Origin of the sequence: Bacillus sp. FJAT-22090, from assembly GCF_007676755.1 — a bacterium.
GTDB lineage: Bacteria > Bacillota > Bacilli > Bacillales_A > Planococcaceae > Psychrobacillus.
On record NZ_VEBK01000006.1, the window covers coordinates 1 to 15,745 of the forward strand.

Below are 15,745 nucleotides of genomic sequence, written 5' to 3' on the forward strand. Positions count from 1 at the left end.
TATGGTTAAATGTAGATAGAACCATTGTTTTCAGCTCCTTTTGGTGTGAGTGGGTATTTTGGATGTTCTGTGATTGGTACTTCTTATTTACCCTGAAAACAATGGTTTTTAACTTTGTTGTCTATCTATTTAACATAGTAGGGACGTTACAAATAAAAAACTCAAAACCGTTTCGAAAACGATTTTGAGTCTCTCTTGTTTAGTATACGGATGTATTCTCTTTTGTAATATTTTCTAATATTTCTTTTACACGTGCTAGGAAGCGGCCCGCAACTAAACCATCTAGTACACGATGGTCAAGTGATAGACATAGGTTTACCATATCACGAGCTGCAATCATTCCACCGTCCATAATAACTGGACGCTTCACGATGGATTCAACTTGTAAAATCGCAGCTTGTGGGTAGTTGATAATTCCCATAGACTGAACAGAACCGAATGATCCTGTGTTATTTACGGTGAAAGTGCCACCTTGCATTTCGTCTGATTTTAATTTACCAGAACGAACTTTTCCTGCAAGTTCGTTTACCTCACGTGCGATGCCTTTAATTGTTTTATCATCCGCATTTTTGATAACTGGAACGAAAAGCGCATCTTCCGTTGCTACAGCGATGGAAATATTGATGTCTTTTTTCTGTACGATTTTGTCTCCAGCCCACATCGAATTCATCATAGGGAATTCTTTTAGTGCTTGGGAAACAGCTTTTACGAAGAAAGCAAAGTATGTAACATTGAAGCCTTCTTTTTGTTTGAACTCATTTTTAATGGAGTCGCGATATTGTACTAAACTTGTTACATCCACTTCAATCATTGTCCACGCATGAGGTGCTTCGTGTTTGCTGCGAAGCATATTCGCTGCGATCGCTTTACGAATACCTGTTACTGGAATTTCTATATCTCCAACTGCCACCGGAACATTCACTAGCGCTGTTTTTGGAGCAGCAGAAGGTTGTGCTTGCGGTGTAGCTTGAGTTTGCTCCACTTTCGGCTCTTCTTGTTTAGCTACTGGGATTTCTCCGCTTTCAATAATCTTCAGTAGATCTTTACGTGTAATTCGTCCTTCATTACCAGTACCATCAACTAATGTAAGGTCGATCCCATGTTCTTGAGAAAGTTTTAATACAGCAGGTGAATACCGAGCTTTTGCACCTTTTTCACGGTTTATTGGAGCAGCATTTTTTTGCACTTCAGCAGGTTTCACTGTTTCTGCTGTTGGTTGTTCTGGTGCCGCTTCTACAACTTCTACAATCTCTTCTGTCGACCCACCTTCTGTTTCAATCGTACAAACGATTTCTCCAACGGCAAGTGTGTCTCCTTCATTTGCAATCAGTTCTTTGATCACACCAGTGAAAGAAGAAGGAACTTCAGCTGTTACTTTGTCTGTGTTTACTTCTGCTAATGCATCATATTTATTGACATGATCGCCTGGTTTCACTAACCATTTTTCAATTGTGCCTTCTGTAACACTCTCCCCGAGTTGGGGCATTTTGATTTGTTCTAGTGTCATTTGAATTCCTCCTTATCAAATTCGCCTTGGCGTATTTGCGTCCAGATTTTATCGAGCTTGCTCGATAAATTCCTTTAAAAATCTGTGACATCCGCCGGAGGCTTTAACTTCATACAGCAAAATCTTTTTTGCTGTATGAGGTTAATATGCCGCTAGCTCGCGCATTGCTTTTTCGACTTTGTCGGGATTAATCATAAAGAACTTTTCCATTGTTGGTGCATACGGCATAGCAGGAACGTCGGGTCCAGCAAGACGCATAATTGGCGCATCCAGATCAAATAGACAGTTCTCTGCAATGATTGCTGCTACTTCACCGATGATGCTGCCTTCCTTGTTGTCTTCTGTAACAAGTAATACTTTTCCTGTTTTGGACGCAGCTTCAATGATTCCTTCTTTATCTAATGGATAGATTGTTCGCAAATCAAGGACATGTGCAGAAATTCCGTCTTTTTCAAGGCGTTCTGCTGCTTGTAATGCAAAGTGGACAGCCAATCCGTACGTTATAACGGTAATGTCTTCCCCTTCACGTTTTACGTCAGCTTTTCCGATTTCGATTGTGTAATCGTCTTCTGGAACTTCTCCTTTAATAAGTCGATAAGCACGTTTATGCTCAAAGAACATGACAGGGTCCTCGTCACGGATTGCCGCTTTTAATAATCCTTTTGCGTCGTATGGAGTAGAAGGAATGACAATTTTTAATCCAGGTTGGTTTGCAAAAACTGCTTCTACTGATTGAGAGTGATAAAGTGCACCATGGATACCACCGCCGAATGGAGCACGGATAACAATCGGACAAGTCCAGTCATTGTTTGAACGGTAGCGGATACGTGACGCTTCCGAAATTATTTGGTTGACAGCAGGCATAATGAAATCTGCAAACTGCATTTCTGCAATAGGACGAAGCCCGTACATTGCAGCACCAATTCCTACACCAGCGATTGCAGATTCTGCAAGAGGTGTATCCAAAACGCGATATTCCCCAAATTCATCATATAGACCATTCGTCGCTTTAAATACACCGCCTTTACGGCCCACATCTTCTCCGAGAACGAACACGCGCTCATCACGAGTCATCTCTTCTTTCATTGCAAGCGTAATTGCGTCGATATAAGACATGATTGCCATTATGCGTTCCCCCCATCTTTTTCAGCGTAAACATATTTCAAAGCATCTTCTGGAGCAGCATACGGTGCAGCTTCTGCATAATCTGTTGCCTCGTTTACTTCCTTCATAATACGATCATTTATTTCTTTTTCTAAATCTGTTGGTAAAATATCCAGATCTCGTAAGTATTTTGCGAATGTGATAAGTGGATCCAAAGCTTTTCCTTCCGCGATGTCCTCAGCTGTACGATATTGACGATCGTCATCATCAGATGAGTGGGCCGTTAAACGGTAAGTCACTGCTTCGATTAGACTTGGGCCTTCGCCATTACGTGCACGGTCTGCCGCTTCTTTTACAACTTTGTATACTTCAATCGGGTCTTTCCCATCTACAGTGACACCAGGCATACCGTAACTAGATGCACGATCTGCAACTGTTTTACTCGCTACTTGGCGTTCAAATGGAACTGAGATTGCGTAGTTATTATTTTCAACCATTGTAATACATGGTAATTGGTGAACTCCCGCAAAGTTTAGTCCTTCGTGGAAATCCCCTTGGTTAGAAGAACCTTCTCCTAATGTTACAAACGTAATAAAATCTTTTTTCTCAATTTTTGCAGCTAAAGCTACTCCCACAGCATGTGGCAATTGAGTTGTAACTGGTGAAGAACCAGTCAAAATTCTATTTTTCTTTTGTCCGAAATGACCTGGCATTTGACGGCCTCCAGAGTTTGGATCTTCCGCTTTTGCAAAAGCAGAAAGCATTAAATCTCTTGCGGTCATACCGAAATGTAAAACGACTCCCATATCACGGTAATACGGTGCTATATAATCTTTTGTATTATCTAGTGCAAATGCTGCTCCGACTTGCGCTGCTTCTTGACCTTGACAAGAAATAACGAAAGGAATTTTACCAGCACGGTTTAATAACCACATACGCTCGTCAATTCGACGTGCCATAAGCATTGTTTCGAACATTTTCAACACATCTTCATTTGTTAAACCTAACTCTTCGTGACGATTTGTTGTCATTTAGTATTCCTCCTCTTTACATATGAATAGCTTTACCATCTACAGCGAGTGCAGCTTCACCCATTACTTCGCTAAGCGTTGGATGAGGATGGATCGTATGCGCAATTTCCCAAGGAGTTGCGTCCAGAACCATAGCAAGACCTGCTTCTGAAATCATATCTGTTACATGTGGTCCGATCATATGGACACCTAAAATATCATTAGTTGCTTTGTCTGCAACGATTTTCACAAAACCATCTGATTCACCGTAAACTAGCGCTTTTCCAATTGCTTTAAATGAGAATTTACCAACCTTTACATCAAAGCCTTGCTCTTTTGCTTGTTGTTCCGTAATACCAACGCTTGAGCTTTCTGGATTTGAATAGATGCAACGTGAAACTAATGCATAGTCAATTGGTGATATTTCGTTACCAGCAATATGCTCGATAGCGGTGATTCCTTCATGACTTGCTACATGAGCGAGTTGAAGTCCTCCAATCACATCACCAATAGCATATATATGAGATTCTTTTGTTTGGAATGTTTCTGATACTTGGATAAAACCTTTTTCCACAGCGATATCGGTATTTTCAATGCCAATACCTTCTACATTTGCTTGACGTCCAACAGATACAAGCATTTTTTCAGCAGTGAATGATTTGTTTTCCCCATTTAGTTCTGCAGAGATTGTTACTCGTCCTTCTCCTGTTTCCAACGTTTCAGGAAGAACTTTGGCGCTAGTTACAAATGTAACTCCCTTTTTAGCAAGTAATTTTTGCATTTCTTTTGAGATATCTTTATCCTCTGTAGGGATGATACGATCAGCATATTCAATGACCGTCACTTCAACACCGAAATCATTTAACATGGAAGCCCATTCGATTCCAATAACACCGCCACCAACAATCAGAATCGATTTTGGTAACTCCTTCATTGCTAAGGCATCGTCCGAACTCATAACAAATGTTCCGTCAATAGTTAAGCCAGGCAATGAGCGAGGTCTTGAACCTGTAGCTATCACTACATTTTTAGGGATGAGCATTTCGTTTTCATCCCCATTATTCATCTCAACTGAGATTGTTCCGCCTGGTGAAGGGGAAAAGATAGATGGTCCAAGCATTCTCCCTGTACCTTCAAATATATCAATTTTACCTTTTTTCATAAGCCCCTGTACACCTTGATGCAATTGGCTAACGATCGATTCTTTACGAGCTTGCACACGACTAAAGTCAAGCGTTACTTCAGATGTATTTACCCCGAAGTCTGCAGCATGGTTTTTTGTAGTAGCATATACTTCTGCGCTACGAAGTAAAGCTTTACTAGGAATACATCCTTTATGTAAGCAAGTCCCACCTAGATTTCCTTTTTCAACGATAGCAGTTTTCAAACCAAGTTGAGCAGATCGGATAGCTGCGACGTAACCGCCGGTACCTCCGCCAATTATGACTACATCATATTCTTTTGCCAAAGCGTAATCCCCCTATTCTATAAACAAGTTAAAATTTGAACGAAGAAGGCCGCCTTTTCCAAAGTCGGCCTATCATTCGTTTCTATTATTTGCTTGTGTTGTATTATCGTCCAGTAATAATATGTTTGCCGTTTTGTAAGAATTGGCTACGAGACTTGCTGACGCGAGCGATACGCTCTTCCGCTAAACGATCAGCAGCCACATAAGTTGGAACACCGTCACGCTTAGAGATTTCAAAAATACGTTCGATTTTATCATAAATTCCAGCTACACGTTTCATCGCACGATCATGGTTATAGCCGTACAATTCATCAGCTACATTAATTACTCCACCTGAGTTAATCACGTAATCTGGTGCATAGGCAATACCCATTTCATGGATTAAATCGCCATGTTTCGTGTCTTTTAATTGGTTATTAGCTGAACCTGCAATTACTTTTGCTTTTAATTGTGGAATTGTATTATCGTTTATAATAGCCCCTAATGCACATGGTGCGAAAATGTCTGCATCTTGTGAATAGATTTCATCTACACTTACTTGAACTGCATCGAATGCATTTACAGCACGGTCAACTGAAGCTTGGTTAATATCTGCTACAATCAGTTTTGCACCTTCTTTGTGTAAATACTCGCATAATGTATAGGCTACGTTCCCTACTCCTTGTACTGCTACGGTTTTTCCTTCAAGTGAGTCAGAACCAAATGCTTCTTTTGCTGCAGCTTTCATCCCCACATATACACCGTAAGCTGTTACTGGAGACGGATTTCCCGAAGAACCAAATGCTTCTGAAATACCTGTTACATAGTTTGTTTCTTCATGGATAAGATCCATATCTGCAACTGTCGTACCAACGTCCTCTGCTGTGATATAACGACCATTTAACCCTTGGATGAAACGACCAAACGCACGGAACATTTCTTCGTTTTTATCTTTTAATGGGTCTCCGATAATTACCGTTTTTCCGCCTCCAAGATTAAGACCAGCAGCTGCATTTTTGTATGTCATACCTTTTGCTAAACGTAAAGCGTCTTCGATTGCTTCTTCTTCTGAAGCATAATTCCACATACGTGTTCCACCAAGTGCTGGACCTAGTGTTGTATCATGAATAGCAATGATTGCTTTTAGTCCTGAAGTTTTGTCTTGGCAAAATACCAATTGCTCATAATCGTAAGTCTCCATATATTTGAAAATTTCCATGTGTAGTTCCTCCTAGTAGTCAAATGATTTGATTATATATAATAAATACCCCTTGTTGCTTGAACATAACTCCCATTATTACGTATTTAGATCAAATTATATTTTTCTAATTTGTAGTACAAAGTACGAAGCGAAATTTGTAGCTTTTTTGCCGTTTGTGACTTATTGCCATTATAAACTTTTAGCGTTCGGGCTAACACTTTCTTTTCCATTTCATCCATTTGCTCTGCAAGTGTTCCATCTGCAGTCTCTTCCTTGTCCTCATTTGCTAGGACAAGCATTGATTTGGGAAGATGATGTTCTTCGACAAACCGATCATTCGGCTGCAAGAAAATCATGGAACGGCTTATAATGTTTTCGAGCTCACGAACATTTCCCGGCCAATCATATTGCAGTAAACTGTCGATTGCTTCTTCCGAAAATCCTTCAACATTTCGACCAAACTCTTGGTTTAGCTTCACTAGCAAATGTTCCGCTATTATTGGGATATCTTCTTTTCGCTCTCGCAAAGATGGAATATAAATTGGCATTCGATTTAATTGGAAGTAAAAATCTTCCCTGAATGTTCCTTCTCGCATTGCTTTTTCTAAATTTAAACTACTTGCTGCAATAACTCGAACATCTACAGGAATCGAGGATGTACCCCCCACTCGAATGATAGCGTTTTCACGAAGAAAGCGTAACAATTTTGCTTGCGTCTTTTTCGTAAGTTCCCCAACTTCGTCCAAGAAAATCGTACCACCCGCAGCATCCTCCAACAATCCTGTGTGATTTAATCCGTCTTCTTCAAAGCCGAATAATTCCTTTTCCAATAGATGCTCTTCTAATGAACTACAGTTTACGCGAATAAAAGGATGATTCGATCGATTACTTTCGCTATGAATTGCATGAGCAAATAAATCTTTCCCTGCACCAACCTCTCCCCTTAAGAGTACAGTAACAGGTACGCTTGCCGCTAATCTTGCTTGGTCAATTGCAAAGTCAATCTCCTTGGAATTCCCTGATATATCCTCTAGGGAATACGATGATTCCAATGTACGAATTAGCGTTTTAGCACGGTCTAATTCTTTCATTAGTCCTCGCATCTCCGTCATATCATGGATTACTCCGACGCTTCCTTTTAATTCGTTATTCACAAGAATAGGAGCTACATTAACAATTACATCTTTTTTCTGCTTTCCTACACGAAGATTTACGCCACGAATCGGTTTTTTAGTTTGTAATACTTTTAAATGAATACTTTCCCCTTCAGAAATATCCGCTGTTGCAGGTTGGCCGATTACCTCTTCTTCAGTGAAGCCAGTAATTCTAGTATAGGCAGGATTGATAAGTATTCCTTTTCCTTCCTCATCTACTACTGAAATGGCATCATCACTCGAATAGATGATCGCTTCTAACATTTTTTGGATTTCTGTTAGATTTGTAATTTCCTCTGCAAGGCGAAGAACTTCTGTAATATCCTTAAAAACTGCAAATGCCCCAACTCGTGTTCCCTCTTCATTGATCATTGGATACCTGGACGTCACTATTTTGGTACCGCTTTCAAGAGTGAGTTCTTTGTTCAGTTCGACACGACCAGTCTCGAATATCCTTGGTAATTCACTTAAGCTGATAACTTCATGCACTGGTTTACCAATTGCTTGGTCGATAGAAATTTGCGTCATTTTTGCCGCACTTTTGTTAAAAAAGTTTACGATTCCTTTATCATTGACACCAACCATGCCCTCTTCGATGGAATTAAAAATCAATTCTTGCATCATTTTTTTACGATCAATGATTTGGATATAGTTATTTTTTTCTTCTAATAATGTAACGATTAAGTTGGCAATTTCACCCGGTATAAGCACCGCTGTAGCAGGTCGATTCGCAAGAAGTTCCTGAAATACTTCTTTTTGACCTGTTACATCAATGATGATTTGAATATCTCTACTCAAAAGTGGCTTCCAATCTAAATAGGTTGGAATATGATGCTCTTTTGCGTAGATTACCCCGGGGGCTTTTTTGTTGATGTCGACTATTGCTGCTACTTGTAGATACTCAGCCTGTTCAATCAACTTCAAAAGTGCATATCCACCGTTACCTGCACCTACAATGAGTATGTTTTGCAAAAATATGCACACCCCCGTTTTCACTTTCGCAACTTATTGCACTTCTCATTTATCATAACGCAAGTTTCTTCCGTTGACAATCATATTCTTGCATGTAAAATTAAATTGGTAGGAACAGGAGTGAAGAAATTGGGACGTTTAGCGGCTTTAATCGTGTTATTAATTCCTGGAATTTTAGCAGCGTTTGGAATTAAATTAATAAGAGATACGTTTTTCGGATTACAAATTCTCCCTATCGGAGGCTTGGCTGTACAATTTATAAGTGGGATTATTTTCACTGTTTTAGGACTAGGCTTTTTTGCCGGTTTTTTACTGAATCGGGATCGTAAGAACGGAAAAGTAGCTCCACGATTTCAAAAGAAAAAGGAATCATGACTTTTTAAGTCAGATTCCTTTTCTGTCGTTGTATGATTTTTTCTGGATAATCTGTAATCCATCCAATAACCGATTCATGTGGATTAGTGATAAATTTTTCGTTTCCTTTTACATTATAATAACGAATAGGAAAACCCGCACCCCATATTTTGTACATTAGTTCCGAATTGTAAAATCTTTTGTTCAAATGGATTGCTTCAAACTCCTTAATGGATAAAACATAATCCCAGTCGGAGTTTTTTTTGCCAATAAAAGCTGTTTTTGCTTTCAGTCCCATCGCGTGAATTGTTTGCAATATACTAAATTCAAAAGAAGAAAAATGAACATCCGGTATCCCTTTTGTTTTTTCAACCACTTCTATAATTTTTTCAATTTTACCTAGAAAAGATTCTTTCAGCTCAATATTAAGCTTAATACCAATTGGTACAGCAAATTGTAGAAAATCGTCAAATGTCAAAACTCTACTATAAAAAAATTTACGATTAAATGCCTTACCCAACTTTAATTGTAATATTTCCTCAGCGGTCATATCCGTAATTCGTCGATTTTTTCCAGCCAAACGAAAAAAATCAATATCATGGGTGACAAAAGCAACGCCATCTGCAGAAAGTTGTAAATCTAGCTCAATGCCATCCGCTCCAATTTTGACCGCGCGCTTAAAAGCCTTCAAAGAATTTTCAACTGATCCACTCGGTGCACCACGATGTGCATATACAGGTATATTAGACATTTAACTCCCCGTTTTCTATTTTAAATTTCCCTTTTGTAGGACTGGATATGACAGAGGACTTATGGCCAATTTGTATTATCGTCCCAGCATTCGCTTCTTTTGTAATTGTAATATAATAATCTGCGGTATGTCGAAGCATTTTTAATATTCGTTGGATTTCTGTGTCCAATTCTTTTGCATCATGTTGTAATTTATTATACTTTTGTTTTGTTTGTTCAAATATAGCAATTTGTTGAACAGTCATTTTATTTTTTAGTTGGTTAAATTGACTAATTTGATAGTTCAACTTTGTCATTTGTTCCTGTAAGCCCATCATTTCTTTCGCTTTTATCTTGGCATTCTCCGTTAATATTTTTCGATCGACGCCTTGCACGATAAGTTCCGTTTTTCTTTCTAAGCTATTACCAGAGTATGCTGCTGTAATAGAATTGGTTGCTATCACTTTTCCCCCAATAATTTTTCCTTTCTGTTTATCCAAGAAAAGTTCGTTAGCAACAATAATCGAACCGAGAGCATAATATCCTATATGGATATTCCCTTTCGCTTCTAAGGTACATTCATTGGCATGCTTTACGTAAATATTTTTAAGCGCTTCTACCGTTGTAACATTCCGACCGAAAATGCCACCTTTTATAAATACATCTCCTTCTGTCGATTTAATAAGTTCTGCTGAATTTACACCTTCTTTAGCTTCTATGGAAACATCCCCTGAAGCAATAACCGAGTACCCAGGCATAACAGTCCCTTTTACTTGAATAGATCCATCAAACGTCAGATTCCCTGTTTCTAAACCGACGTCACCTTCTATTATGAGATGCTTTTGTACAGACAGTATTCCATTAACTTCTCCTATCACGCCTTTTGTTTTTGAACGTAAAACCGTTTTACCATCTTCCTCAACCTCATATGCGCTATTCATGTCGTATTTCAACGGCACATCTTCCCCTGGCTCAGCGGGAACAGGTTCACCTAATATATTTTTTCCTTCTATGCCGCTTTGGGGTGGAACTTTTTCACCTAACCAGGATCCTTCTTTAATTTCGACGATGAAATTCATGTCAAAGTAGTCTGCTTTTCCGTCCTCATTCACGACTGGCTTCTTTTCGGCCTGACTTAAATAGGTTACTACCGCATCTTTTCCCTTTTGAGGAGGTAATCCTTTTGCCACTATGTATGTCTTTCCTGTCTTTACTGTCAATAAATCAATTGGCTCCTGACCATAAGTAATATGATGGTCAGCTAGCAAAATTTGAATACTTTTTTGAATGTCGGCTAAATTTTCCTGAATATATGTTTGTGATTCATAAATGGTTAAAAGCGCTTCCATTTTATCTTCACTTATAATTAACTCCATGCTTTCAATCCAACTACCTATTTCTATGGGCTCCTGAGATTTATTTTCTACTGCTTTTTTCAAAGCCATAAAATCAGATACTTTCAATCGTGTGTACTTGCGAGTTATTTCATCGAACTTTTTCAAATTATATCCATTATTACTAATCGCAATGAATACACGACCATTCTCTTCTGATAATGTTATTTCATCATTTTTCTCAATAATCATGCAACGCACACTTCCTCTCAAGCATTATTATACCCTCAATTTAGAATTGCGCGAAAAAAATTGGTCAAATATAGTGAAAATCTGCATTAATACCTAGTATGGTTATTGAAAAAAGAGTACTCCAAATTAAAGATTAGTCTTTTGGTCACACTTATAATCTTTTCTCCACGCAAAAACGACCCGCTCTTTGATGGAGTAGGTCGCAATTTAATAAATTATTTATGAGTGCGATTTACCATGATGATTTTTGGACCTTATACATTCCTACTTAGCTAGCCATATTCTCCATACGAATTTTATCTGCAATCATCGCGATGAACTCTGAATTAGTAGGTTTTGATTTCAGGTGATGTACTGTATAGCCAAACATTTTCGAAATAGTTTCATAGTTTCCTCTGTTCCATGCGACTTCGATGGCATGACGAATCGCTCGTTCTACACGAGACGGTGTCGTTTGAAATTTTTTGGCGATTTCCGGATATAATACTTTCGTGATAGAGCCAAGTAACTCGACATCTGTATAAACCATTTGGATTGCTTCTCTTAAATATGAATATCCTTTAATATGAGCAGGAACACCAATTTCCTTAATGACATTTGTTATTGTGTGATCAATCATTCGCTTACTTTGCGCCGCATCCTTTTCTGGACTAGATTTTACTGGGAAGTCTTGGACAAATTCTTTTTTGCCAGCCACTTGTTTAATTTGTGTTACGAGACGATCAAATTCGAAAGGTTTCAGCATAAAATAGGATGCCCCTAAATCGACAGCTTGTTTCATAACATCCTCTTGGCCAAAAGCAGTTAGCATAATAATTTGAATGTCATTTATCATGTTATTTTTTTGCAAACTATCCAGTACTGCAATTCCATCTAAATGTGGCATAATAATATCGAGTAAAAGGACGTCTGGTTTTTTTGTTTCTAATAGCTCCAAACAAAGCTTCCCATTACCTGCCGTCCCAATGACTTCTATTTCTGGATGCTGTTCAAAGTAAGATCCCATTGTCCGAAGTAAGTCTTTATTGTCATCAACTATCGCTATTTTAATTTTCTCCATATTAATCATCCACCTTTTGTATTTTTTGACTTAGGTACTATTCGCTATTTTTAGACTACTTCCTTTATTTTTGTTAAAAATAAGTCTTTCCTATTACGGTTTCTACCAATTTCGACAGTCAACTAACTATTCCGACAATTTTGTCTATTTTTATTTATCTCCATTGTATCTGTACTTCATGAAAAAGGATAGACCAAATTTCGGTCTATCCTTCATGCTCATTTTCATGGATTTTTTTTCATCATTTCGGTTATTGCAAGCGCAGCACCATTTTTGGGCTTATCTACATACATATGGGTAACTACGCCGATTAGTTTACCTTTTTGGATGACGGGGCTTCCACTCATCCCTTGTAAAATGCCCCCTGTTTTTTGTATAAGCGATTCATCGGTAACAGTGAATTGAAAAAGATGTCCATCGACCGAGGAAATATTTATAGTAAAGTCTTGTACTTTTTCACCATCGATGGATGTTCGCATAATTGCTTCACCTGTCATTATTGCTTCTGTGTCCGCAATTTCTACTTGTTGCATCGGTATATTTTCTAAAGCGTTATCCTCTAACTTACCAAATATACCATATACATTATTCTCGTCCACTCCACCTATTGGAGAGGTATTTGAATCATGTGAAGTGATTTTATATCCAGGTTGGCCTGGCACACTCTTCTTTATTTGTTCAATGGAGGATAAGTAAATAGAGCCTTCCGAAAAGTCAGGCGTAACTCCTGTCGTATGGTCAACAATTTGATGGCCTAATGCTCCGAATTCTTTTGTCACTGGATCAAAATATGTTAATGTCCCAATTCCTTCTGTTGCATCACGTAAAAATGGAAGAAGCTTCAGCGTTTGTTCAGAAGTTATTTCTTTTGTATACATTTTTTTATGATGCTCATACTGAATAGTAATTTGTTCTTTATTTTTTACATGCGTTTTTACATCCTCTAGATTTGTTATCGTCTGGTCGTTTATTTGGTGAATGGAATCACCTGCTCGCAACCAATCTTCATCTGTTAACATTACATCATGGCTGAGGAATACAGCGCCGTATTGAAGATCTATTTGAATTGATTGACCAAGTGGAACAACAGAGGTTTGCTCTGCAAAAGTAGGATTACTCGCAAAGAATAATGTAAAGAAAAGTATTGGCATTAGCGACCATTTACGATAGCGTTTTTTCATATTTCACCTCCTATACAGTTACTATGTCCCCCAAAAAGAACTCTATGTGAGGTAAATAATTGATAATAAAAAAAGTCTGGTTTAGCCAAAAAACTAAAAAAAGAAGACCCTTATGGAGCGGGTCTTCACGCGTTACGTAATATTTTTTTTCGATCGTTCGCTAATTTTAACAGCTCTTTAGAGTGTTGCAAGGTAGTACTTGTAATTTCAGCTCCCGACATCATGCGACTTAGTTCCTCTGCACGTCTATCGTCAATGACTTCTTCCAGAACCGTAAAAGTTCTGTTCCCATTTACTTCTTTTTTAATCATTAAATGCTGGTCCGCCATTGCTGCCACTTGTGGTAAATGGGAAATACAAAGCACTTGTGAATTAGTTGCAATCCCAGCAATTTTTTCTGCAATAGCTTGTGCTACTCTACCACTTACACCGGTATCTACTTCATCGAAAATGATGGATGTGATTCCTTGATGTTTGGAAAAAATACTTTTAAGTGCAAGCATCATACGAGATAATTCTCCACCCGACGCAATTTTCGTTAGCGCTTTTAACGGCTCTCCTACATTGGTAGAAATATAAAAAGATAATTCATCTAGACCATTCTCATTATATACTGCTTTTAATGTCTCATGAAACATGACGGAAAAGGTTGCTTTTTCCATATACAGTTCTTGTAATTGCTCCATTATCGCTTTACTCAATTGTTTAGCAGCAATTTTGCGTTTATCGGTCAAATCATTCGCTTCAAGCTCTAAATCTTTTTCAATTTGGCTTATTTTCCCTGCCATTTTTTGAATTTGTTCATCCCTGTTCACTAATTGTTCCAAACTAAGCGCAATTTTTTCTTTGTATTGTAAAATTTCTTCAATCGACGAACCATATTTTCTTTTCAATGTTTGTATTAAAGCAAGCCTGTCCTCAACAAATTGTAACTGATTACTATCGTACTCCATTTCATCGAGTTCATTTTTTAACTGGTAGGCTGCATCTTGTAGCATATAAAAAGCGGATGAAACATTTTCACTTAAGTCTTGCATATTTTTATCGACATCTGCTATATCTTGTAAATCTGCCATCGCTGTTCCAATATAATCCAATCCTTTAGATTCTGCTAATATAGCTTCGTATGCACTGCTCATCTTATCAAAAACTTTATGAAAGTTTAGTAGTTTCTTTTTTTCTTCTTGAAGCTGTTCCTCTTCTCCAACGACTAAACCTGCTTCTTCAATCTCATCCACTTGAAATGTATACAAATCTATTTTGTGGGCGATTTGTTGTTCATTTTCCGTTAATGTAGCAAGTTCTTTTTTCCATTTTTTATAAAGGGTATACAGTTCCTTATAGGATTCTTTTACGAGTTTTAGATCTTCACCAGCAAATTGATCCAATAGATGGATATGCGCTTTATCATCCATCAACTCTTGGCTTTCGTGTTGGCCATGAATATCAATTAAAGAGGCACCAATTTCTCTTAAGATGCCTATAGTGACAAGTTTGCCATTCACCCGACAAACACTTTTTCCCGAATCATTAATATCTCTTCTTAAAATAATGGCCTCTTCATCTATATCTATTCCAACGTCTGTCATTTTTTTAAATACTCCATGGGTGGGATTAGAAATGATAAATAATCCCTCTAACTCAGCTTTTTTTGCTCCATGGCGTATAAACTCCTGAGAACCTCTTCCACCGCATAATAAATGCACGGCATCAATAATTATAGACTTTCCTGCACCTGTTTCTCCAGTCAATACTGTAAGCCCTTCATCAAAACTAACAGTTAACTCATCAATAATTGCAAAGTTTTTGATCGATAATTCCTTTAACAACAACGCTCACCTCTTTTATCAATTACAACTCGACAAAGTTAAAGCATTTCTAAAAGCCGATTTTTTACGGTTTCACTATCTGCTTCTTCTCTGCATAAGATTAAGCAAGTATCATCACCGCAGATTGTCCCCAGTATCTCGTTCCAATCCAAATAATCTATCAACGAACCAATTGCATGGGCATTACCTGGTAACGTTTTCATAACTAAAAAGTGGCTTGCCCCGTCGATACTTACAAATGCATCTGTTAATGCACGACGTAATTTTTGAGTTGGGTTAAAACGTTGGTCTGCTGGTAGGCTGTATTTATAATTTCCATTTGGCAGTGGTACTTTGACTAAATGCAGTTCTTTAATATCTCTCGAAACTGTTGCCTGTGTTACGTTATACCCTGTATTTTTTAAAAAATCGACTAAATCATCTTGTGTTTCTATTTCATGATTAGCAATAATATCGCGAATGCGTATATGTCTTTGTCCTTTGTTCATATAATCCATCCTTTTATATGTTTATCCGAGTTTTGAGGTTTTATTTTATACTGTTTACTTTATACATTAGCACTTCGTCAAAAAACTCACAAGAAAAAACGCGACTCTACTCAGAGTCGCGAA

At 37.9% G+C, this 15,745-nt stretch carries 13 protein-coding genes; 1 reads left to right on the top strand and 12 read right to left on the bottom strand.

Features of this window, described 5'->3' with window-relative positions; translation table 11 throughout:
* Positions 1 to 199 precede the first annotated feature (199 nt).
* The 6 genes from FS486_RS09155 to FS486_RS09180 form a co-directional block, all read right to left on the bottom strand.
* The gene (locus FS486_RS09155; RefSeq protein WP_144511036.1) at positions 200 to 1,507 is read right to left on the bottom strand and encodes a dihydrolipoamide acetyltransferase family protein; all 1,308 of its coding nucleotides are present in this window, start codon (positions 1,505 to 1,507) and stop codon (positions 200 to 202) included.
* Between the two features lie 141 nt (positions 1,508 to 1,648).
* Positions 1,649 to 2,632 carry an alpha-ketoacid dehydrogenase subunit beta gene (locus FS486_RS09160; protein ID WP_144511037.1) on the bottom strand — a complete coding sequence of 328 codons (984 nt, stop codon included), beginning with the start codon at positions 2,630 to 2,632 and terminating at the stop codon, positions 1,649 to 1,651.
* A complete protein-coding gene (locus FS486_RS09165) occupies positions 2,632 to 3,642 on the bottom strand; it encodes a thiamine pyrophosphate-dependent dehydrogenase E1 component subunit alpha (RefSeq protein WP_144511038.1) in 1,011 nt (336 codons plus the stop codon). The genes FS486_RS09160 and FS486_RS09165 overlap by 1 nt, the downstream gene beginning before the upstream one ends.
* A 16-nt stretch (positions 3,643 to 3,658) precedes the next feature.
* On the bottom strand, positions 3,659 to 5,089 hold the full coding sequence (lpdA, locus tag FS486_RS09170; protein WP_144511039.1) for a dihydrolipoyl dehydrogenase: 1,431 nt from the start codon (positions 5,087 to 5,089) through the stop codon (positions 3,659 to 3,661).
* A 103-nt stretch (positions 5,090 to 5,192) separates the two neighbouring features.
* The gene (gene bcd / locus FS486_RS09175) at positions 5,193 to 6,287 is read right to left on the bottom strand and encodes a branched-chain amino acid dehydrogenase (RefSeq protein WP_144511040.1); all 1,095 of its coding nucleotides are present in this window, start codon (positions 6,285 to 6,287) and stop codon (positions 5,193 to 5,195) included.
* Between the two features lie 86 nt (positions 6,288 to 6,373).
* A complete protein-coding gene (locus FS486_RS09180; RefSeq protein WP_144511041.1) occupies positions 6,374 to 8,395 on the bottom strand; it encodes a sigma 54-interacting transcriptional regulator in 2,022 nt (673 codons plus the stop codon).
* 129 nt (positions 8,396 to 8,524) lie between these two features.
* Here FS486_RS09180 and FS486_RS09185 point away from each other — a divergent pair, with 129 nt between their 5' ends.
* Positions 8,525 to 8,770, top strand: a complete 246-nt coding sequence (locus tag FS486_RS09185; protein ID WP_144511042.1) for a DUF2627 domain-containing protein — start codon at positions 8,525 to 8,527, stop codon at positions 8,768 to 8,770.
* Positions 8,771 to 8,774: 4 nt separating this feature from the next.
* On the opposite strand, the gene FS486_RS09190 is transcribed toward FS486_RS09185, so the two are convergent.
* From FS486_RS09190 to ahrC, 6 genes are all read right to left on the bottom strand, one after another.
* The gene (locus FS486_RS09190) at positions 8,775 to 9,500 is read right to left on the bottom strand and encodes a glycerophosphodiester phosphodiesterase (protein WP_144511043.1); all 726 of its coding nucleotides are present in this window, start codon (positions 9,498 to 9,500) and stop codon (positions 8,775 to 8,777) included.
* On the bottom strand, positions 9,493 to 11,064 hold the full coding sequence (locus tag FS486_RS09195; protein ID WP_144511044.1) for a flagellar assembly protein A: 1,572 nt from the start codon (positions 11,062 to 11,064) through the stop codon (positions 9,493 to 9,495). The genes FS486_RS09190 and FS486_RS09195 overlap by 8 nt, the downstream gene beginning before the upstream one ends.
* 268 nt (positions 11,065 to 11,332) lie before the next feature.
* Positions 11,333 to 12,124 (bottom strand): sporulation transcription factor Spo0A, encoded by a 792-nt coding sequence (gene spo0A, locus FS486_RS09200; protein WP_144511045.1) that lies wholly within the window; start codon positions 12,122 to 12,124, stop codon positions 11,333 to 11,335.
* 224 nt (positions 12,125 to 12,348) lie between these two features.
* Positions 12,349 to 13,305 (bottom strand): SpoIVB peptidase S55 domain-containing protein, encoded by a 957-nt coding sequence (locus tag FS486_RS09205; RefSeq protein WP_144511046.1) that lies wholly within the window; start codon positions 13,303 to 13,305, stop codon positions 12,349 to 12,351.
* A gap of 125 nt (positions 13,306 to 13,430) precedes the next feature.
* Entirely contained in the window at positions 13,431 to 15,134 is a 1,704-nt protein-coding gene (gene recN / locus FS486_RS09210; protein ID WP_144511047.1) for a DNA repair protein RecN, read from the bottom strand.
* 38 nt (positions 15,135 to 15,172) lie between these two features.
* Positions 15,173 to 15,622, bottom strand: a complete 450-nt coding sequence (ahrC, locus tag FS486_RS09215; protein WP_144511048.1) for a transcriptional regulator AhrC/ArgR — start codon at positions 15,620 to 15,622, stop codon at positions 15,173 to 15,175.
* Positions 15,623 to 15,745: the final 123 nt, after the last annotated feature.

What these genes read in the sequence shown, in the direction of transcription:
- FS486_RS09155 (WP_144511036.1), bottom strand. Translation starts at nt 1,507, where the DNA reads ATGACACTAGAACAAATCAAAATGCCCCAACTCGGGGAGAGTGTTACA.
- FS486_RS09160 (WP_144511037.1), bottom strand. Translation starts at nt 2,632, where the DNA reads ATGGCAATCATGTCTTATATCGACGCAATTACGCTTGCAATGAAAGAA.
- FS486_RS09165 (WP_144511038.1), bottom strand. Translation starts at nt 3,642, where the DNA reads ATGACAACAAATCGTCACGAAGAGTTAGGTTTAACAAATGAAGATGTG.
- bcd (WP_144511040.1), bottom strand. Translation starts at nt 6,287, where the DNA reads ATGGAAATTTTCAAATATATGGAGACTTACGATTATGAGCAATTGGTA.
- FS486_RS09190 (WP_144511043.1), bottom strand. Translation starts at nt 9,500, where the DNA reads ATGTCTAATATACCTGTATATGCACATCGTGGTGCACCGAGTGGATCA.
- FS486_RS09195 (WP_144511044.1), bottom strand. Translation starts at nt 11,064, where the DNA reads ATGATTATTGAGAAAAATGATGAAATAACATTATCAGAAGAGAATGGT.
- spo0A (WP_144511045.1), bottom strand. Translation starts at nt 12,124, where the DNA reads ATGGAGAAAATTAAAATAGCGATAGTTGATGACAATAAAGACTTACTT.
- FS486_RS09205 (WP_144511046.1), bottom strand. Translation starts at nt 13,305, where the DNA reads ATGAAAAAACGCTATCGTAAATGGTCGCTAATGCCAATACTTTTCTTT.
- ahrC (WP_144511048.1), bottom strand. Translation starts at nt 15,622, where the DNA reads ATGAACAAAGGACAAAGACATATACGCATTCGCGATATTATTGCTAAT.